Annotated in this window: 20 protein-coding genes and 1 riboswitch; of the genes, 8 read left to right on the plus strand and 12 right to left on the minus strand. The window is 71.3% G+C overall.

Annotated features, from left to right (window positions below):
• Nucleotides 1–7 precede the first annotated feature (7 nt).
• The 6 genes from ACIQWX_RS09740 to ACIQWX_RS09765 all read right to left on the minus strand — a co-directional run bounded on the left by ACIQWX_RS09740 (nt 8) and on the right by ACIQWX_RS09765 (nt 4,967).
• Nucleotides 8–676, minus strand: a complete 669-nt coding sequence (locus ACIQWX_RS09740) for a DUF4190 domain-containing protein (RefSeq protein WP_400867724.1) — start codon at nt 674–676, stop codon at nt 8–10.
• A gap of 250 nt (nt 677–926) precedes the next feature.
• Nucleotides 927–1,811: a hypothetical protein gene (locus ACIQWX_RS09745; RefSeq protein ID WP_400867725.1), complete on the minus strand. Its 885-nt coding sequence runs from the start codon at nt 1,809–1,811 to the stop codon at nt 927–929.
• On the minus strand, nt 1,808–2,284 hold the full coding sequence (locus ACIQWX_RS09750) for a DUF6932 family protein (protein ID WP_400867727.1): 477 nt from the start codon (nt 2,282–2,284) through the stop codon (nt 1,808–1,810). The genes ACIQWX_RS09745 and ACIQWX_RS09750 overlap by 4 nt, the downstream gene beginning before the upstream one ends.
• A 57-nt stretch (nt 2,285–2,341) precedes the next feature.
• Entirely contained in the window at nt 2,342–2,731 is a 390-nt protein-coding gene (locus ACIQWX_RS09755) for a hypothetical protein (RefSeq protein ID WP_400869495.1), read from the minus strand.
• 16 nt (nt 2,732–2,747) lie between these two features.
• Complete coding sequence (locus ACIQWX_RS09760; protein ID WP_400867729.1) at nt 2,748–3,497, minus strand: OmpA family protein; 750 nt, start codon at nt 3,495–3,497, stop codon at nt 2,748–2,750.
• 651 nt (nt 3,498–4,148) lie between these two features.
• On the minus strand, nt 4,149–4,967 hold the full coding sequence (locus ACIQWX_RS09765; protein WP_400867731.1) for an SGNH/GDSL hydrolase family protein: 819 nt from the start codon (nt 4,965–4,967) through the stop codon (nt 4,149–4,151).
• A gap of 255 nt (nt 4,968–5,222) precedes the next feature.
• Here ACIQWX_RS09765 and ACIQWX_RS09770 point away from each other — a divergent pair, with 255 nt between their 5' ends.
• On the plus strand, nt 5,223–5,885 hold the full coding sequence (locus ACIQWX_RS09770; RefSeq protein ID WP_400867733.1) for a DUF3159 domain-containing protein: 663 nt from the start codon (nt 5,223–5,225) through the stop codon (nt 5,883–5,885).
• 108 nt (nt 5,886–5,993) lie between these two features.
• Here the strand turns inward: ACIQWX_RS09770 and ACIQWX_RS09775 are convergent, their stop codons facing one another.
• Nucleotides 5,994–6,950 (minus strand): N-acetylglucosamine kinase, encoded by a 957-nt coding sequence (locus ACIQWX_RS09775; RefSeq protein ID WP_400867735.1) that lies wholly within the window; start codon nt 6,948–6,950, stop codon nt 5,994–5,996.
• The gene (locus ACIQWX_RS09780) at nt 6,947–7,993 is read right to left on the minus strand and encodes an SIS domain-containing protein (protein ID WP_400867737.1); all 1,047 of its coding nucleotides are present in this window, start codon (nt 7,991–7,993) and stop codon (nt 6,947–6,949) included. The genes ACIQWX_RS09775 and ACIQWX_RS09780 overlap by 4 nt, the downstream gene beginning before the upstream one ends.
• 148 nt (nt 7,994–8,141) lie before the next feature.
• On the opposite strand from ACIQWX_RS09780, the gene ACIQWX_RS09785 reads away from it, so the two are divergent.
• Together ACIQWX_RS09785 and ACIQWX_RS09790 are read left to right on the plus strand one after the other, a co-directional pair.
• Entirely contained in the window at nt 8,142–8,897 is a 756-nt protein-coding gene (locus ACIQWX_RS09785) for a GntR family transcriptional regulator (protein ID WP_086678867.1), read from the plus strand.
• On the plus strand, nt 8,894–10,420 hold the full coding sequence (locus ACIQWX_RS09790) for an MFS transporter (protein ID WP_400867739.1): 1,527 nt from the start codon (nt 8,894–8,896) through the stop codon (nt 10,418–10,420). The genes ACIQWX_RS09785 and ACIQWX_RS09790 overlap by 4 nt, the downstream gene beginning before the upstream one ends.
• Nucleotides 10,421–10,578: 158 nt before the next feature.
• Here ACIQWX_RS09790 and ACIQWX_RS09795 read toward each other — a convergent pair whose 3' ends face one another.
• Nucleotides 10,579–11,529, minus strand: a complete 951-nt coding sequence (locus ACIQWX_RS09795) for a threonine/serine dehydratase (RefSeq protein WP_400867741.1) — start codon at nt 11,527–11,529, stop codon at nt 10,579–10,581.
• A 147-nt stretch (nt 11,530–11,676) separates the two neighbouring features.
• Here ACIQWX_RS09795 and ACIQWX_RS09800 point away from each other — a divergent pair, with 147 nt between their 5' ends.
• Nucleotides 11,677–12,429 (plus strand): hypothetical protein, encoded by a 753-nt coding sequence (locus tag ACIQWX_RS09800; RefSeq protein ID WP_400867743.1) that lies wholly within the window; start codon nt 11,677–11,679, stop codon nt 12,427–12,429.
• A gap of 543 nt (nt 12,430–12,972) precedes the next feature.
• Here the strand turns inward: ACIQWX_RS09800 and thiE are convergent.
• Nucleotides 12,973–13,632 (minus strand): thiamine phosphate synthase, encoded by a 660-nt coding sequence (thiE, locus tag ACIQWX_RS09805; RefSeq protein WP_400867745.1) that lies wholly within the window; start codon nt 13,630–13,632, stop codon nt 12,973–12,975.
• Nucleotides 13,633–13,663: 31 nt separating this feature from the next.
• Nucleotides 13,664–13,769: riboswitch (TPP riboswitch) on the plus strand.
• Here thiE and thiO point away from each other — a divergent pair.
• The 4 genes from thiO (at nt 13,763) to ACIQWX_RS09825 (ending at nt 16,322) form a co-directional block, all read left to right on the plus strand.
• Complete coding sequence (gene thiO, locus ACIQWX_RS09810; protein ID WP_400867747.1) at nt 13,763–14,836, plus strand: glycine oxidase ThiO; 1,074 nt, start codon at nt 13,763–13,765, stop codon at nt 14,834–14,836. (Overlaps the previous riboswitch by 7 nt.)
• Nucleotides 14,836–15,036: a sulfur carrier protein ThiS gene (thiS, locus tag ACIQWX_RS09815; RefSeq protein ID WP_329054587.1), complete on the plus strand. Its 201-nt coding sequence runs from the start codon at nt 14,836–14,838 to the stop codon at nt 15,034–15,036. The genes thiO and thiS overlap by 1 nt, the downstream gene beginning before the upstream one ends.
• A gap of 1 nt (nt 15,037) precedes the next feature.
• On the plus strand, nt 15,038–15,796 hold the full coding sequence (locus ACIQWX_RS09820; RefSeq protein ID WP_400867750.1) for a thiazole synthase: 759 nt from the start codon (nt 15,038–15,040) through the stop codon (nt 15,794–15,796).
• 97 nt (nt 15,797–15,893) lie between these two features.
• Nucleotides 15,894–16,322, plus strand: a complete 429-nt coding sequence (locus ACIQWX_RS09825) for a MarR family transcriptional regulator (protein WP_364452288.1) — start codon at nt 15,894–15,896, stop codon at nt 16,320–16,322.
• On the opposite strand, the gene ACIQWX_RS09830 is transcribed toward ACIQWX_RS09825, so the two are convergent.
• Together ACIQWX_RS09830 and thiD are read right to left on the minus strand one after the other, a co-directional pair.
• Nucleotides 16,319–17,122, minus strand: a complete 804-nt coding sequence (locus tag ACIQWX_RS09830; protein ID WP_400867752.1) for an ion transporter — start codon at nt 17,120–17,122, stop codon at nt 16,319–16,321. The two genes, ACIQWX_RS09825 and ACIQWX_RS09830, sit on opposite strands and share 4 nt — an antisense overlap.
• A 59-nt stretch (nt 17,123–17,181) precedes the next feature.
• Nucleotides 17,182–18,009: a bifunctional hydroxymethylpyrimidine kinase/phosphomethylpyrimidine kinase gene (thiD, locus tag ACIQWX_RS09835; protein ID WP_400867754.1), complete on the minus strand. Its 828-nt coding sequence runs from the start codon at nt 18,007–18,009 to the stop codon at nt 17,182–17,184.
• Nucleotides 18,010–18,086: the final 77 nt, after the last annotated feature.

Below are 18,086 nucleotides of genomic sequence, written 5' to 3' on the forward strand. Positions count from 1 at the left end.
GCTCGCCTCAGCCCACGTTCGCCGTGCAGAGCGCGATCGTCGTCCCGCTGTTTTCCGCGACCTTCTTGCCGTCGACGAGAATGGCGCAGCTGATTTCGTTGGTCATGTTCGAATTGCGGGTGTCGGCGGTCAGCGTCAACAGGTACGAACCATTGTTGTACGACGCCGCGCCCTCCCACGCGTCGGTGCTCGCCGGCGCGTTCTCCGTGCGCTGGTCCGACAGGCTGCCGTAGCGGACGGTCGCGCCGCCGGCGGAGGTCACCTGGAACGTCACGGTGTGCTTGTCCCCGCCCACGGCGGGCAGGTGCAGGCCGGATTCGCCGCCGCCGAGGAAGGTCGAGTACAGCAGCATGCCGGCGGTCGTCAGCAGCGCGGCGACCGTGGCCACCAGCGCGGTGATCGCGAGCCCGCGGTCGCCGACCGTGCCCTTCTTGACCAGGACCAGTCCGGTGATCGCCAGCACGAGCCCGATCCCGCCCAGCGGCCACGCGACGAATTCGACGTCCGGGACGAACGTGACGACCAGGGCGGCCACGCCGAGCAGCAGGCCGACGACGGCGAAGATGTTCCGCCCGGGTTTGGCGTTGGCCTGACGACGCTCCGTGGCCGTCACCGGTGGCGCGGGCCGTCCGTGGCGCGCGGTGGTCGGCGGCGGGTACTGCGGGTCGGTCATCATGCGGGCCCCTTCGGGTGGGAGTGCGACGACGTTAACCCATAAGAGTGCCCGCGAACGAAATTGTTACATTCTGGAAAAAGTCATTGTCCCACCATTTCGCGCGAAGTACCGGTATTTCCTGACATCGCGCGCAGGGTGTGGCCGAGTGATCAATGGGGAGAATATCGGGGTTCCCACTGTTTTCGTGGCCGTACGGCCTACGACGACCGTCGGTACCGGTGTTCAAGACTAAAGTCGCGAGCAGGACTTTTCAGTCGAAAAGGCTCACTTCGGGGGTGATTTCGAGGAGTTCGAACACCGGACGGCCGCGGCGGCCGTCGATCGTCGTGGTGCGCACGACGCGCAACCGGGCGGTCACCGGCCGGTCGAGGTTCTCCTTGATCTGGTCGAGCAGGTCCGGCGCCACCGCGCCCTGGATCGTCCCGCCCGGCTCGCGGTCGAGGTAGAAGATCCGGCGCCGGGTGCGGACGCCGTCGAGCCGCCCGCGCACCGTCTCGTAGCCGACCGCCTCGCGCGACTCCCGGAGGCTGCCCTGCAGGATCCGCGCCTGCTCGGTGGTCATGCTGCGCGTGACCTGCTCGCCCGCGGTCGGCGTCAGCGCCATCCCGATGCCGGCGTTCTTCGCGACGGCGTTCACGATGTCGCTCACGGCGTTGCGGACGGTGTCGCGCTGCAGCAGCACGGCGTCGAGCGCGCCGTCGTCCGAGCCGTTGGCCGGCAGGAAGTCGCACAGCTCCTTGACGGCCCGCTCGGACAGTGTCTCGATGCCGTCGACGATCAGCGCGTCGTCGGAGACGTCGAGCTCCGGGAAGCCGAAGAAGATCGCGTTGCCGGCTTGGCCGCGCTGGATCAGCGGCGCCTTGTCGCGGTCGGCCTGCTGGACCTGGGTGACCTCGCCGGACGGGTTGCGGATGATGTGCCCGATCTTCGCCGTCGCGTCCTGCAGCGCGCGGCTGATGTCGGAGAACGTGTAGGCGTCGATCGTCTGCTCGCCGATCACCGAGACGTGCAGCAGCGGCGACCGGGACGTCCGCTCGAACTTGGCGTTCGCGGCCATCGCCGACGCGCGCGCCAGGTCGTCGAGCCACGTGCCGCCCGGGATCTCGTCGGCGATGCGCCGGAACTCGTTCCTCACCAGATCATCTCCGGGTAGCCCCTGCCGCCTTCGGCCCAGACCTCGGCCCAGACGTCCTCGTCACCGGGACGGCAGAGGAAGCCGTCCAGCATGCCCCCGACCGGTTGCACCTGGTCGAGGTACATCGCGGGCTGCCCGACGATCACGCCGCGCAGCGTGAGCAGGCCGTACAGCGCCGACCGGCCGGCGTCGTCGAGCCGCTTGAGCGCGCCCCACTCGTCCGGGATGAGGACGACGTCGAGGCTCTGCGGCGGGTGCGCGGTGCGCGTGACGAGCTCACCGCCGATCCAGGCCCGCCCGGACGGCATGATCCGCCGGGCGACGCCGAGGTAGCTGTTGAGCGCGCTGAAGAGGATCTCGCGCTCGTTCTGGTGCGGGGCGTCGAAGACCAGGCGTTCGTAGACGTCGGCGAGGTCGCAGGCGTGGCGGCCCGGCGGCAGGACCTGCTGCGACGTCCAATGGGGGAGCGCCACGCCACCCCCTCCTCAGGCCTCGCTCACAGTGCGTAGCCGAACTTACCAGGATGGGTGTCAGCCACCGCGCCCAGGCTGCTGCGGCCACTGCGGCGTGGGTTCGTCGGACTCGGGCCAGGCGGGTTCGTCCTCGGTGGGCCAGTCTTCGGCCTGCGCGCCGCGCTGCGGCGGCAGCGGCAGGTGCCCCTCGCGGTGGCCGACGGGCTCGGGTTCGTCGTCGTCGTGGACGACCGGGGTCCGTTCGGTGCCGGGCTGCATCCACGCGGCGGGGATGAACTGGGTCTGCTCGGCGGGCTCTTCGTAGTGAACTTCGGGCTCGGGGTCGGGTTCGGGCTCCGGTTGCGGCTTCGGGCGCTGGGCGGCGCGCAGGACAAGCCACGAGGTGAGCGCGCCGAGGGCGAAGGCGATGACCAGCCACAGCCAGATCTGCCCGAACAGCCACACCATCTGCTCACTCACCCCTTCAAACGACGGTGATTTCGACGCGCCGGTCTTCTTCGCCGCCTGCCGGGCGCGTGTCGCCCAGCCCGCGGTAGGTGACGCGCTTGGTCGTCAGCCCGTTGGTGGTGAGGATCCGCGTGACGGCCCTGGCGCGGTCCCGGGAGAGCTTGAGGGCGCCGCTCGCGCTGCCGGTCCCGCGGGCGGCGTGGCCGGTGACGCGGTACCGGAAGGTGTCCGGGGACTTGGCGAGCGCGACGGCGACGGCGCGGGCGGCCTGCTCGCCTTCGGGCGTGAGCCGGGCGCTGTCCGGTTCGAAGGTGATCGGGGTTTCGGCGAGCATCCGGTCGATCTCGGCCTGCACGCCGGCCTTGTCGGTGGGCGGCGGCGGAGCGGTGGCGCTGGTGGTGGGTGGTTCGGTGGTGGGCGGAGCCGGCGCGCTGGTGGGCGGCGCGGTCGTGCTCGGCGCGCTCGCGCTCGGTGCCACGGGGACGACGTCGCCTTGGAGTTGGGCGGCCCGCACGCCGTCGACGTTCTGGACGACTTCGAGGGCCTTCAGGGCCTGGTCGGGCGGGAAGCCGCTGAGGGTGGCGTCGCGGCCGTCGAAGGTGACGGTGCCTTTTTGCAGGCCGGCTTGGGTGAGGGCGGCCTGGGTGTCGGCGGCGAGGTCACGCTGGATGTTCCCGGCCTGTGCCCAGGTGACGACCCCCGCGAGCAAGGCGGTGACCAGCACCGCGATCGGGACCACAAGGATCCAGCGACGACCACCGGACATAAGGGGACTGTAAGCCGGGTGGGGCGGGTTGGCGAGCCGGGGAAGGGTGGTCTTCCACAAGTTGTCCCCAGGCGAGTCGACATGTGGACAACTCGGGGCGCGGTGATCGGTTGAGCACGTTGTGTCGGAGGTGGCCGATAGGATGGACTTGGGGACGCCCCCCCCTGGGAGCGGCGGGGGATGTCTGTGGGTCTCGGGGGTGGGCTGCTGCGCAGTGCGCCGGTAGGGCGGATACCTCGGTGGCTTCGCGGGCGGCTGTCTTGAATGAGTCATTCAGGGCGTGGGAGGTCCTGAATGACTCATTCAAGACGTTCGCACGCTGCGCCCCGTCCGCCGGCGCCCACGGCCGAGGGTCGCGAATGCCTCATTGGGGACCTCCGACGTCCCCAATGCGTCATTCGCGACGCGTGCCCGGACTCCGGGGCCAGCGGCGGGGGCGGGGGCGGGTTGCTGCGCAGCGCGCCGGTAAGGCGCATGCCTCGGTGGCCTCGCGGGCGATGTCTTGAATGAGTCATTCAGGGCGTGGGAGGTCCTGAATGACTCATTCAGGACGTTTGCACGCTGCGCCCCGTCCGCCGGCGCCCACGGCCGTGCGTCGCGAACCCCTCATCCGCGACACCTGCCCGACCCCCAGACCGGGAAAAGAACCCCTCAGCTGGCCTGCTGCCGAGCCTGGGCGTTGTCCGGCACCTCAAGCACGTCCAAAGGCAACAGAGGCGCCAGCTGAGGCCGCTTGGGCGACAACCCATCCCCCATGGACTGCCCCCGCAACTGCCGCCGGATCCACGGCAGCAGGTGCACCTTCGTCCACGTCAAATCCGACCGCCGCGAGTCGATCCACCGGTACGGCGCCGCCTCCGATGGCCACGGCTCGCGCCAATCACCCTCGAGCGGGATCCCCAGCACCTCCGCCGACTTCAACGCGATCCGGCGGTGGGCCTCCGGGGAGAAGTGCAGCCGGTCGTCGCTCCAGGCTCGGCGGTCGTGCAGCGGCCCCATCGTCCACAGGTCCACCATGCGCGCTCCGTAGCGGTCCGCGATCGCCCACAGGTGGGTGTTGTAGATCGCCACCTTGCCGCGCAGCACCGACATCACGGACAGGACCTTCGTGTCCGGGCCGTTGAAGATCAGCACCGGGATGCCCGCCTCGCGCAGCTTCGCGACGCCTTCCTCGAAGCGCGCCGTCACCGCGTCCACGTCCGCTCCCGGGACGATGATGTCGTTGCCGCCCGCGCACAGCGTGACCAGGTCGGGCTTCAGTTCCAACGCGATCGGGAGCTGCTCGTCCATGATCTCGTCGAGCATCTTGCCGCGCAGGGCGAGGTTCGCGTACCGGAAGTCGGGCCGCCCGGCCGCCAGGATCTCGGCGAGCCGGTCGGCCCAGCCGCGGAACGAGCCGTCCGGGAGCCCGTCGTTGAGCCCTTCGGTGAAGCTGTCCCCGATCGCCACATAGCTGTCGAATCCGTACACGTTGGGTCCCCTTCCCGTCCTGCAGCCGACTCCCCGACATGTAGTTGTACACCACAACTAACCATCGGGACCCCCTGCCCGCGTTCAGCCAGTGGTAACAGTGTCTTATCTTGTCGGCCCTCTCCGCCTCTCTATTACGTAGTCTTCACCCTCCGCATGCCGTGAGACAGCACACTCGGAGGCCATTACCACATCCGATGTGGCGAAAATCTCCCTGCTTGGAGCGTCCGCGCCGCGATCCGGCACGCTGGAGGGGTGTCCGCAGAACCCCGTGAGTCGCTCGCGCAGATCCTCGGCGGCCGCCGCGGTGCGCTCGACGCCAGCATCCCGCCCGTCGGCTTCGTCGCCGGCTGGCTCGCGGCCGGGCAGTCCATCGCCTGGGGCGCCGGTGCCGCCGTCGTGGTCGCCGTCGCGCTCGGCGCCTACCGGGTCGTGCGCGGCGGGAAGGTCCGCGCGGTGGTCGTCAGCCTCGCCGCCGTCATCGCGGCCGCGCTGATCGCCCTGCACACCGGCCGCGCCCAGGACTTCTTCCTGCTGCAGCTGATGTCCAATGTGGCCAGCGCGCTGCTCTGGGCGGCCAGCATCGTGATCCGCTGGCCGCTGCTCGGCGTCGTCGTCGGCCTGGTGCTCGGCCAGAAGACGCGCTGGCGCCGCGACCCCGTGCTGCTCAAGGCGTACTCGCGCGCCAGCTGGGTGTGGGTGTTCGGCCAGTACACGCTGCGCGTGGTCGTCTACGGCCTGCTGTGGTGGTCCGGCCAGGTGATCGCGCTCGGCGTGGCCCGCACGGTGCTGTCGTGGCCCCTGGTCGCGCTGACCGTCGCGGTGAGCGGCTGGGTGCTCTACCGGGCCCTGCCACCGGAGCACCCGGGGCTGCGCTTGGCCCCCGAAACCGGCGGGGAAGACGTACCCCGGACATAAGGCGGCCCCCGGCGAGGGGGGAGGGTCCGGGGGCCACTGCCTACGTTACCCGGAAAACCCGGGTTCAGTCGACGTTTTGACGTGTTCCCGGCACGGGTTTTGCTCGTTCTAGGGAAATACTGGTCTAACCACCCCTTCGCCGAACGCGTCCACGGCGGCGAGCCAAGCGGCCCCGAGCACCCCGTCAGAGCTGGTCAGCACCTCGAGCCCGGACAGACCGCGGCGCACGAGCCCGCCGATCGGGCTTTGTCCGGTGAGCACCGAACCCACGAGCACGACCGGGGTCGACTCGCCGGGCTCGCGCGCGGCGAGCGCGTTGGCGACCAGAAGTTCGGCCGCACGGGTGACGATCGCCGACGCGGCGGGCTCGCCCGCGTCGTGCGCCGCACTCACCAATGGGGCGAACCGGGCGAGCCGGACGGGCGCCTCGGCGTTGGCCGCGGTGATCAACGCGCGCGACGCCGCGAGCCGGTCGGTGTCGGTCCGGACGTCCAAACCGGACGGTCCGAGCGCGGCGGCGAGCACCGCCGAAGGCAGCCCGTCGAGGGGCAGCCCGCGCCCGAGAGCCTCCAAAGTGGATCGGACGGCTTCGCGGCCGAGCCAGAACGCCGACCCCTCGTCGCCGAGCAGCCAGCCGTAGCCGCCCGCGGTGCCGGCGAGGCGCCGCTTGCGGATCCGGCCCGCGATGGAACCGGTGCCGGCGACGAGCACGGTCCCGTCCGGCGCCGACGTCGCGGACGCGTAGGCCACTTCGGCGTCGGCGACCACCCGCACGTTCGTGAGCCCGATTCGCGTCCAGGCCGCGTCGAACACCGCCGCCACGCGCACGTCGCTGAGCTTGCTGACCCCCGCCATGCCGACGACGCACGCGCGCACGTCGCCGGGGTCGCGGGAACCCAGCGCCGCGGTGATCGCGTCGGCGATCCGGCCCGCGGCGACCTCGGGCGCGTGCGAATTGGGGTTGGCGCCGTCGCCGCGCCCGGTACCCAGCACCGCGCCGGCGGCGTCGACCAGTGCGGCCCTGGTCGACGTTCCGCCGGCGTCGACGCCGATCGCGAAGCTCACCTCGTCTTGGTCACCTTCAGCAGGCCGCGCGGGCTGTCCGGGTCGCCGCCGCGGGCGAGCGACAGGCCGAGCGCGATCCGCTGGATCGGCAGGATCTCCAGGATCGGCGCGAGCTCTTCGACCGTCGGCGCGACGTCGATGCGCAGCGCCGCGGGCACCTCGGAGGCGGCCGAGCCGACCGCGAGGACGTCCGCGCCGCGCTTGCCGACGGCGTCGAGCACCTCGTGCATCGCCTGCCCGCCCTGGCCCCTGCTGGTCACCGCGAGGACGGCGGTTTCGCCGTCGACCGCCGCGACCGGGCCGTGCAGCAGGTCCGCGCCGCTGTACGCGCGGGCGGCGAGGTAGCTGGTCTCGGCCAGCTTCAGCGAGCCTTCGAGCGCGGTGGCGTAGGAGTAGCCGCGGCCGGTGGTGAGGACGCGGTCCACGAAGCGGTACCGGTCGACCGCGCGCTGGACGCCCTCGGCGGCGCCGTCCAGGGTCTGGCTCGCCAGCTCGCCGATCTTCTCGGCGTCGGCCGCCTTGCCGCCGCGGACGGCGTCGATGAGCAGGTAGAGCGCCATCAGCGTCGCCGAGTACGTCTTGGTCGCGGCGACGGCCTTCTCGACGCCGGCGCCGATGTCGACGCCCAGTTCGGACGCCGCGCGCAGCGGCGACTCCGGCGTGTTGGTGACGGAAACGGTCAGCGCGCCCTGGCGCCGCGCCGATTCGGTGACCTCGATCAGGTCAGGCGAACCGCCGCTCTGGCTGACGGTGACGAACAGCACGTCCCGCAGATCGGGCCGCGCGCCGTAGAGCGTCGCCGTGGACGGGGAGACAAGACCAGCCGGAAGGCCGAGGAGTACCTCGATCAGGTACTTCGCGTACAACGCTGCGTGGTCGCTCGATCCACGCGCGGCGAGCAAAGCGAAGCGCGGCGGCCTCTGTGAGATCTTTTCCGCCACCTCCGCGATTTCCGCCTGACGCTCCACCAGTCCCGCCAGTACCTCCGGCTGCTGGGCGATCTCCGCGGCCATGTGCTCGCCGGGCCGTTGTTCGGTCATCATTTTCCTCTCCACCTCCGGCATTATGTACCGGACTCAGGCGGCGTCGGTCAGGTCTAGACCAATGTTAGTGGGGCGGCGCGTTTGGGGAAAAGGGTACGTTTCTTACGGGGACGTGGCGTGCGATGAGGGAAGACATAGGGAGTCGGGCATGTTGGAGACCACCACCACGGGCGAGGCGAGCGCCGTCGCCGGGATGCGCGGGCAGCGCGAGCCCAAGTACTGGGCGCTGAAACAGCACCTCCTCGACCTCCTGGACGTGCTGCCGCCGGGGTCGCCGATCCCGACCGAACGCGCGCTCGCCGGGGAGTTCACGGTCTCCCGCACCACCGTGCGCCAGGCGCTGGCCGACCTCACCGCCGAAGGCCGCCTGCACCGCGTGCAGGGCAAGGGCACCTTCGCGGCCGAGCCGAAGCTCGCGCAGCGGCTGCAGTTGTCGTCCTACACCGAGGACATGCGCCGGCAGGGCCTGAAGCCGTCGTCGAAGCTGCTCGAGCTCGAGGAGCTGCCGGCCGAGGGCGACCTCGCGAAACTGCTCGGAATCCGTACTGGTGCGAAAATTCTTCGCCTTCGACGGCTTCGACTGGCGGACTCGCAGCCGATGGCCCTAGAAACGTCGCACCTGCCCGCCGGCCGATTCCGCGGGCTGCGCAAGCACGTCTCCGCCGGCGGTTCGTTGTACGCCGTTCTACGCGAGCACTACGGCGTCGAACTCGAACGCGCCGAGGAGTCGATCGAGACATCGCTCGCCGGCCCGGAAGAGGCGGAGATGCTCGGTGCCGACGTCGGCATGCCGGTGCTGCGGCTGACCCGGCACTCGTTCGCCACCGACGGCAAGCCCGTCGAGTACGCCCGCTCGGTCTACCGCGGCGACCGCTACAAGTTCGTCACGACGCTGATGCCGTGACCGCCACGGAAGACACCGGGATCCGCTGGGGGACGCACGCCGCGCGCGGCGTGCTGGCCACCACGATCCTCGGCTCGGGCATGGCGATGCTCGACGGCACCATCGTCAACGTCGCCCTGCCCCGCATCGGCGCCGAGCTGAACGCCTCCGTCGCGGGGCTGCAGTGGATCCTCGACGGCTACATGCTGGCGCTCGCCGCGCTCATCCTGGTCGCCGGCTCGCTCGGCGACCGGTACGGCAGGCGCCGCATGTACCTGATCGGCGTCGTCTGGTTCGGCGTCGCCTCCGGGCTGTGCGCCGCCGCCGTGTCCACCGAGATGCTGGTCGCGATGCGGATCCTGCAGGGCGTCGGCGGCGCGCTGCTGACACCGGGGTCGCTCGCGATCCTGCAGGCGTCCTTCGCGCACGACGCCCGCGCCCGCGCGATCGGCGCGTGGTCCGGCCTCGGCGGCATCGCCGCAGCCGCCGGACCGCTGCTCGGCGGCTTCCTCGTCCAGGTGTGGTCGTGGCGCCTGGCGTTCCTGATCAACGTCCCGATCGCCATCGTCGTCGTGCTGATGGCCCGGAAGTTCGTGCCCGAGTCGCGCGACCCGGAAGCGACCGGGCACCCGGACTTCGGCGCCGCGGCACTCGGCGCGATCGGCCTCGCCGGCGTCACCGGCGCGCTGGTCGAAGCGCCCGGGCGAGGCATCGGCGACCCGATCGTGCTGGTCGCGGGCCTGCTGGGAATCGCGGGGCTGACGGCGTTCGTCGTCGTCCAGCACCGCTCGCGCGAGCCGCTGGTGCCGCCGTCGCTGTTCCGCGACCGCACGTTCACCCTGGCCAACGCGCTGACCTTCGCCATGTACGCGGCGCTCGGCGGCGTGATGATGCTGCTGGTCATGCAGCTGCAGGTGTCGCTGCACTACTCGCCGACCGCGGCCGGCCTGGCCGGGCTGCCGCTCACGGTGGTCATGCTGCTGCTGTCGGGCCGGTCGGGCGCGCTGGCCCAGCGCATCGGGCCGCGGACGCAGCTGGTGGTCGGCCCGATCGTCGTCGGCATCGGGATGCTGCTGATGCTGCGCATCGCGCCGGGCGCGTCCTACCTCGGCGCGGTGCTGCCCGCGGTGGTGGTGTTCGGCCTGGGGCTGGCAACGGTGGTCGCCCCGGTGACGGCGACGGTCCTCGCGGCGGCGCCGGACCGCTACGCCGGCGTCGCGTCCGGGGTCAACAACGCGATCGCGCGGTCGGGCGGGTTGTTGGCGGTGGCGGTGCTGCCCGCGGCGGCCGGGTTGACGGGCGAGGCGTACGCGGACCCGGCGGCGCTGACCGCGGGTTGGCGAATGGCGCTGGTGATCTGCGCGGCGCTGGCGATCGTCGGCGGGCTGATCGCGCTGGGCATCCACAACGGGGTGCTCTCGCCACCCACGCCGGCCGCCCCTTCGGACGACGAGTGCCCCCACCTGGGCGAGTGCTACCACTGCGGAGTCGAGGGCCCGCCAACGCACGTCCGCGGCGGCGGGACCCCGGTCTCCGGTTCGTAGGACCCAAGCGCCCCAATGTGGCCTTCGGTGCGTCAGACGCACCGAAGGCCGCCTTGGGTGCTCCACCCATGCCCCCGCCGCCACCCTCAACGGAGGCGCTTCGCGCCGCAGTGCCTATTCAACGCAACCAATGTGGCCTTGGGGCGCTTGGGTGCCCGCTAACTCGCGAGGATCTCGGCGAACAGCGCCGGGTCGGCGTTGCCGCCCGAGACGATCGCGACCGTCTTGCCCGCCGGCAGCTCGGCCGCATGGAACAGGTACGCCGCCGTCGTCACCGCGCCGCTGGGCTCGGCCACCAGCCGGGCCTTGCGGGCGAGGGCGCGGACGGCCTCGCGGATCTCGTCTTCGGTGACCGTCACCATCTCGTCGACGACTGCGCGCAGGTGCGCGAACGTCAGCTCGGACGGCTGCGCGCGCAGGCCGTCGGCGATCGTGCGGGCGCGGTCGGCCTGCGGCCAGTCGACCTGGCGGCCCAGGCGGTGCCCCTCGGTCGCGTCGCCGGCCAGCGCGGGCTCGACCCCGATGACCTTCGCGTGCGGCGCGCGCGCCTTGATCGCGGTGCCGACGCCGGAGGCCAGCCCGCCGCCGCTGACCGGCACCAGCACGACGTCGACGTCGGGGAGGTCCTCGGCGATCTCGAGGCCGGCCGTGCCCTGCCCGGCGATGACGGCCGCGTCGTCGTAGGGCGGGATGAGGGTCAGCCCGCGTTCGGCGGCCAGTTCGCGCGCTTTGCCCTCGTGCTCGCCGATCGGCACCTCGATCACCTCGGCGCCGTACCCGCGAGTGGCCTCGACCTTGATCCGCGGCGCGATGTCCGGCACGACGATCACCGCGGGCACGCCGTACCGCTGCGCCGCGTACGCGACCGCTTGCGCGTGGTTGCCGCTGGAATAGGCGATGACGCCGCGGGTACGCCGTTCGTCGTCGAGGGTGGCGATCGCGTTGAACGCGCCGCGCACCTTGAACGCGCCGACCGGTTGGAGGCTTTCGGGTTTGAGCCACAGGGTTTCGCGGGGATCCCACGTCTGGAGCAGCAGGGGCGTGCGCACGGCGACATCCCGGACGCGCTTCGCCGCGGCCTCGATGTCAGAGATCGTCACCAGTTCCATGTGCCGAGTATGTCAAGAAAGTGTTCGGCGTGGAGTGTCTACTGTGGACGGTGAGAGTGGTGCTCCTCACGCTCCGGCAACGCGGGGAGTTCCTCGCGCGCCTTACACGTTGGGAACGGGGAGAAGACTTTCTAGCGGATCGGGATCATGAGCGAGGAGAAAGAAGCGGCTTCGGAAGAGAAGTCAGGACTGCGCATCGCGCAGGTGATGGCGGCGGCGCTCGCGGCGGTGACCGCGGCACTGCTGGGATCGACGCTCGGCGTGGCGGGCACGGTGGTCGGCGCGGGCGTGGCGAGCGTGGTGTCGACGGTCGGCAGCGAGCTGTACCTGCGCTCGCTGCAGCGCACCCGCGAGGCGGCGCTGAAGGCGAGGCAGCTGGCGACATCGGGAATCCGCCGGCGCGGGGTACCCGACCTGCCGGCGGAGGCCGAGGTGCCGATCACCGACCAGCCGACGGTCCAGCTGGCGAAACCGCCTGCGGAGCCGCCTGCGGAGCCGTCGTCGGGGCTGTCGTCGCGGCTGCGGAAGCTGCGCTGGCCGTTGATCATCGGCACGAGCGTGGCGGCGTTCGCGGTGGCAATCCTGGCGATAGTCGGCTTCGAGTCGGCAACGGGCACCCAGATCGGCGGCGGAACGGGCACGAGCATCGGCAAGATCTTCGGCAACGGCGGTGGCCAGACGGACCCGACCCCGTCGACGACGCCTTCGACTTCGACGGACACCCAGGTGTCCCCGACGGAGACGACCACGACGCCTTCGGACACGTCGACGGCCCCGACGACGTCAACGGAGACGCCGACGACGACACCGAGCACGACAACGCAGCAGCCGTCGACCTCGGCCCCGGCGACGACAACGGCCCCGACCAGCAAGGGCGCGGCGACCACGCCGACCCCATAGCCGATTCGGCCTTTCGCCGCAACGGCTTGTCCACAGGCGCGCCGGTTTTCGACGGCCCCGTGCGAAGTTGTCCACAACTTCGCTCGGGGCCGTTTTTGCAGGTCGGGGGCCGATAGACTGGGACGGGGACGCCCCCCAGGGATGGGCGGGGGCTGTCTGTCTTGGTTAGGGGGAGGCGCGCGCAGCTTCCGCGCCGCGGCGAACCGTCTTGAATGAGTCATTCAGGACGTCCGGGGTCCTGAATGACTCATTCAAGACAACCGCCGGTGAAGCCAGCGACCTGCGCCCGAAGAAACTTCCGCCGGGTCCTGAGCGGCGCGATCCAGCCGAGCAGTCAAAACTCGAAGGTCGCGAATGTCGCATTCGGGACGTGGGAGGTCCCGAATGCGACATTCGCGGCACCGCCGCGGCCTCCGCGCCCCGCGGACGAGCGCTGTTCAGCTTGAAGCGCGAGCTAAAGGGACCTTCAGCGCGCCCCGAGCAGAGACGGGGAACGAGCACACGCGACTTCGCCGGAACCCTGCCCAGGGATGGGCGGAGCGGTCAGGGGAGCCGGGCCCGCAACTCCCGCGCCGCAGCCTCCGGGTCCTCGGCCTCGGTGATCGCCCGCACCACCACGATCCGGGACGCGCCCGCCGAGAGCACCGAGGGCAGCCGCGAACCGTCGATGCCGCCGATTGCGAACCATGGCCGGGAAGGCGCAGCCGCGGCCGTCGAACGCACCAAGTCCAGCCCGGGCGCCGACCGCCCCGGCTTGGTCGGCGTCGGCCAGCAGGGACCCGTGCAGAAGTAGTCGACTCCCGGCTCCGCGGCCGCCGCGAGGGCCTGGTCGAGCGAGTGCGTCGACCGGCCGATCACCACGTCGTCCCCCAGGATCCGGCGGGCCAACCCCACCGGGATGTCGTCCTGACCCAGGTGCAGCACGTCCGCGCCGACCGCCAAAGCCACATCCGCCCGGTCGTTCACCGACAGCAACGCTCCGTGGCGCGCGCACGCCTCGGCCAGCACCTCCAGCGCCGCGATCTCCTGGGTGGCTTCCAAAGCGCCGGTCTTGTCGCGCAGCTGGATGATGTCGACTCCGCCCGCGAGGGCCGCGTCGGCGAACGATGCCAAGTCGCCGCGAGAGGTTCGGGCGTCCGTGCAGAGGTACAGGCGGGCCGCGTCGAGGCGGGCGCGGATCTTGTCACCGGAGAGGGCGGGCATAGCGGCGACCGTACCCCGGCGGCTAGGGTGGAGGAGTCCGCACGGGAGCCCGAGGGACGGGCTGAGAGGGAGCTGCCGCTCCGACCGTGGAACCTGATCCGGGTCATGCCGGCGCAGGGAGCGTGATCCCATGACGAACCTGGCAGTGGTGGGCGGCGGCGTGATCGGCCTGTCCACGGCCTGGCGCGCGGCCGCGAAGGGCCACGACGTCAGCCTCTACGACCCCGAGCCCGTCCGCGGCGGCGCATCCTGGCTGGCCGGGGGCATGCTCGCCCCCGTCACCGAGGCCTGGCCGGGTGAGGAGGACGTCCTCGCCCTCGGCGAAGAATCGCTCAGGAGATGGCCCGGCTTCGCGAGCGACCTGGCAAAAGAAGGCGTCGACCCCGGCCTGGCCGGACACGGCACGCTCGTCGTCGCCTTCGACAGCGCCGACGCCGGTTACCTCGACATCCTCGCCGACCACCTGCGCCGGCTCGGGCGCGTGGCCGACCGGCTCACCGGCCGGGAGGCCAAGCGGCTCGAACCCGGTGTCGGCTCTGTCCGAAGTGGACTCCACGTGCCCGGCGACCTGGCCGTGGACAACCGGAAACTGCTCCAAGCCCTGTACGCGGCCTGCGTCGACCACCAAGTCCGGTTCGTCCGCGAACGCGTCGAGCGAACACCGGACGCCGAAGCCGTCGTGCTCGCCGCCGGCGCCTGGACCGGGCGGCTGCACCCGCAGCTGGCCGACGCCGTCCGGCCGCTCAAGGGCGAGATCCTGCGGCTCAAGCCCCGCCGGGGCTGCCTGCCGCCGCCCGGACACACCGTCCGCGCCGTCGTCGAGGGCAAGCCCATCTACCTCGTCCCGCGCGGCGACCAGGAGCTCGTCCTCGGCGCGACGCAGTACGAAGCGGGCTTCGACCAGGCCGTCACCGCGCGCGGCGTGCGTGAGCTGATCGAGGGCGCCGAACGCGTCTTCCCCGCGATCACCGAGTACGAGCTGGCCGAGACCGCCGCGGGCCTGCGTGCCGGCAGCCGCGACGTGCTGCCGTACATCGGCGTCCTGGACGACGGCGTCTTCGCCGCCACCGGGCACCACCGCAACGGCCTGTTGCTGGCCCCCGTGACCGCGGACGCCGTGGTCGCCTGGCTCGAGGGTGAGAAGCCGCCCGAAGGCGTCGAAGCGGCTTCGCCCGCCCGCCTGCACCAGAAGGAGCACGTGTGATGGAAATCAAGCTCAACGGGACGTGGACGGAGTTCCCGGACGGCGCCACGGTCGCCGACGTCCTCGACGCGTCGGGCGGGCAGCGGCCCGGCATCGCCGTCGCGGTCGACGGCGTCGTCGTCCGCCGGAGCGACTGGCCCACCACCGCCGTGCCCAAGGGCGCGGGCGTCGACGTGCTCACCGCGGTCCAGGGAGGCTGAAGTGGACGAAGAACCGCTGGTCATCGGCACCGCCAAGCTGACGTCCCGGCTGATCATCGGCACCGGTGGCGCGGCCAACCTGGCCGTCCTCGAACGCGCGCTGGTCGCGTCCGGCACCGAGCTGACCACCGTCGCGATGCGCCGCGCCGACGCCGAAGGCGGCTCCGGCGTCCTCGAACTGCTGAACCGGCTCGGGATCGAGCTGCTGCCGAACACCGCGGGCTGCCGGACGGCCGCCGAAGCCGTGCTCACCGCGCAGCTCGCCCGGGAAGCGCTGGACACCGACCTGATCAAGCTCGAGGTGCACGCCGACGACCGGACGCTGCTGCCGGACCCGGTCGAGACCCTCGACGCCGCCGAACGGCTGGCCGCCGACGGGTTCACCGTGTTCGCCTACACGAACGACGACCCGGTGCTCGCGCTGCGCCTGGAGGAGGCTGGCTGCGCCGCCGTCATGCCGCTGGGTGCGCCGATCGGCACCGGCCTCGGCATCCGGAATCCGCACAACATCGAGCTGATCGTTTCGCGGGCGGGCGTGCCGGTGATCCTGGACGCCGGAATCGGCACGGCATCGGACGCGACACTGGCGATGGAGCTCGGCTGCGACGCCGTCCTGCTGTCCACCGCGGTCACCCGGGCGGCCGACCCGGAGCGGATGGCCGCCGCGATGCGCTCGGCCGTCGTCGCCGGTCACCTGGCGCGCGGGGCCGGCCGGGTTCCGCAGCGCTTCTGGGCCAAGGCGTCGAGTCCACCACGGTGAACCAGGGTGGCTTCACGCCGAACGCGCACGGCGAACCCGTAAGGTGGACGGCACTTTCCGGCGCACCGGCGGCGGGGCGAGGCAAAAGGAGCCAGCCGTGACGAGCACATCGGTCCAGGACGTCTCGGGCAGGTTGTACCTGGCCGTCGGCAGGCTGTCCCGGTCGCTGCGGCAGGCCGGCGTGCCCGGTCCCGGCCACGGCGCCATCTCGGCCCTCGCGACGCTGGTGATCTCCGGACAGCTGCGCCTCGGCGACCTCGCCGCGAAGGAGGGCGTCGCCGCGGCGACGATGTCGCGGATCATCGCGTCCCTGGTCGAGGCGGGGTACGTCAGCCGCGAGTCCGACCCGGTCGACCGCCGGGCGTGGCTGGCGAAGGCGACGGAAGAGGGCGAGCGGCTGGTGTCCGGCGTCCGGTCGACGCGGGTGCAGGAGCTGAACCGGCGTCTCGACCGCCTGACGCCCGAGCACCGCGAAGCGCTCACGGCGGCGCTCCCGGCGCTCGAGGCCCTGATCGCGGACGACTAGACGGCCGTCTTTCGCAGCTCGGCCAGCTCCGCGCGCACCGCGCGCAGCTCCTCGAGGATCTCCCGGTTCGCGGCGGCCTGGGCTTCGGCCTGCTTCTCCTCTTCCTCGCGGATGTCCTGGCGCAGCTCGTCCTCCATGCCGCTGACCACCACGGCGATGAAGAGGTTCAGCACCGCGAAGCTCGACACCAGGATGTAGACGACGAAGAAGATCCAGGCCATCGGCGCCTGGACCATGATCTCCTTCGCGATGTCCGGCCACGCCTCGCCGGTCATCACCTGGAACAGCGTGAACAGCGAGGTACCGAGGTCGCCGAAGTTCTCCGGGGAGATGCCGCCGAACAGCTTGGTCGCCATCACGCCTGCCACGAAGATGATCAGCGCGAGCAGCGCGGCGATCGACGCCATCCCGGGGATCGCGGCGAGCAGACCCGAGACGACCTTGCGCATCGACGGCACGACCGAGATCAGCCGCAGGACGCGCAGCACGCGCAACGACCGCAGGACGGCGAACGGCCCGGTCGCCGGGATCACCGCGATGCCGACGACCAGCAGGTCGAAGACGTTCCAGTTGTCGCGGAAGAACGCGCCGCGGTAGGCGTAGAACTTCGCCAGCAGCTCGGTGACGAAGATGCCGAGGGCGACGTGGTCGAGGGCGTGCAGGAGGTCGCCGTAGCCCGCCATGATCGACGTCGACGTCTCCATGCCGAGCGTGACCGCGTTGAACACGATCACGGCGATGATGAAGTTCTGGAAGCGGCGGTCTTCGAGGACCTTCGCCACCCGCTCGCGTCCGGTCAAGGCCGCCCCCTGCTTGGTTCAAGGATCAGTAAACGCAGGGATGGTAACCGGGCCGGTGCTCAGCGCTCCTCGGGTGCCAGCCGCCAGAAGGCCGAGACCGGGCCGACCTTGGCGCCCATCGGGTAGGCGTGCTCGACGGCCTGCGAGACGAACCACTTGCCGTACCGCGCGGCCTCGACCACCGACATGCCCTTGGCGAGCCCCGCCGTCAGCGCCGACGCCATCGTGTCGCCCGCGCCGTGCGTGTGCGGTGTCGCGTAGCGCTTGCCCGGCAGCTCCACGAACGTCGAGCCGTCGAACAGGAGGTCCACGCACTCCGGGTCGGCCTGCAGGTGGCCGCTCTTGACCAGGACGTACCGCGGGCCCATCCGCTGCAGCACCACGGCCGCGGTGTGCATGCCCTCGCGGTCCTTCACGGTCATGCCGGTGAGCAGGCGGACCTCGTCCAGGTTCGGCGTCAGGACCGTCGCGCGCGGCAGCAGCTCGTCGCGCAGGGCGTGCAGGCCGGCGTCGTCGAACAGCGGGTGGCCGTGCATCGACGCCGCGACCGGGTCGACGACGAACGGGATCTTCTCGTCACGGCCGATCTCCGCCTTGTCGCACGCCGCCGCGACGGCGTGGATGATCTCGGCCGACGCCAGCATGCCGGTCTTGGCCGCGCCGACGCCCATGTCCGCCGCGACCGCCTCGATCTGCCCGGCCACGATGTGCGGCGGCAGGTCGGCGCGGTCGTGCACGCCGAGGGTGTTCTGGACGGTGACGGCGGTGACCGCGACCAGGCCGTGCACGCCGCACGTCAGGAACGTGCGCAGGTCCGCCTGCAGCCCGGCGGCACCACCGGAATCCGACCCGGCGATGGTCAACGCGGTCGGCAGGCTCGTCGTCATGGTGGTTTCCCGACTTCTGGTCTAGGCCAATCAGCCTCTTTTGCTTCATCAACAGTCAACCACGGTGAGACATTGTG

The sequence above is a fragment of the Amycolatopsis sp. NPDC098790 genome, assembly GCF_044759945.1.
Classification (GTDB): domain Bacteria; phylum Actinomycetota; class Actinomycetes; order Mycobacteriales; family Pseudonocardiaceae; genus Amycolatopsis.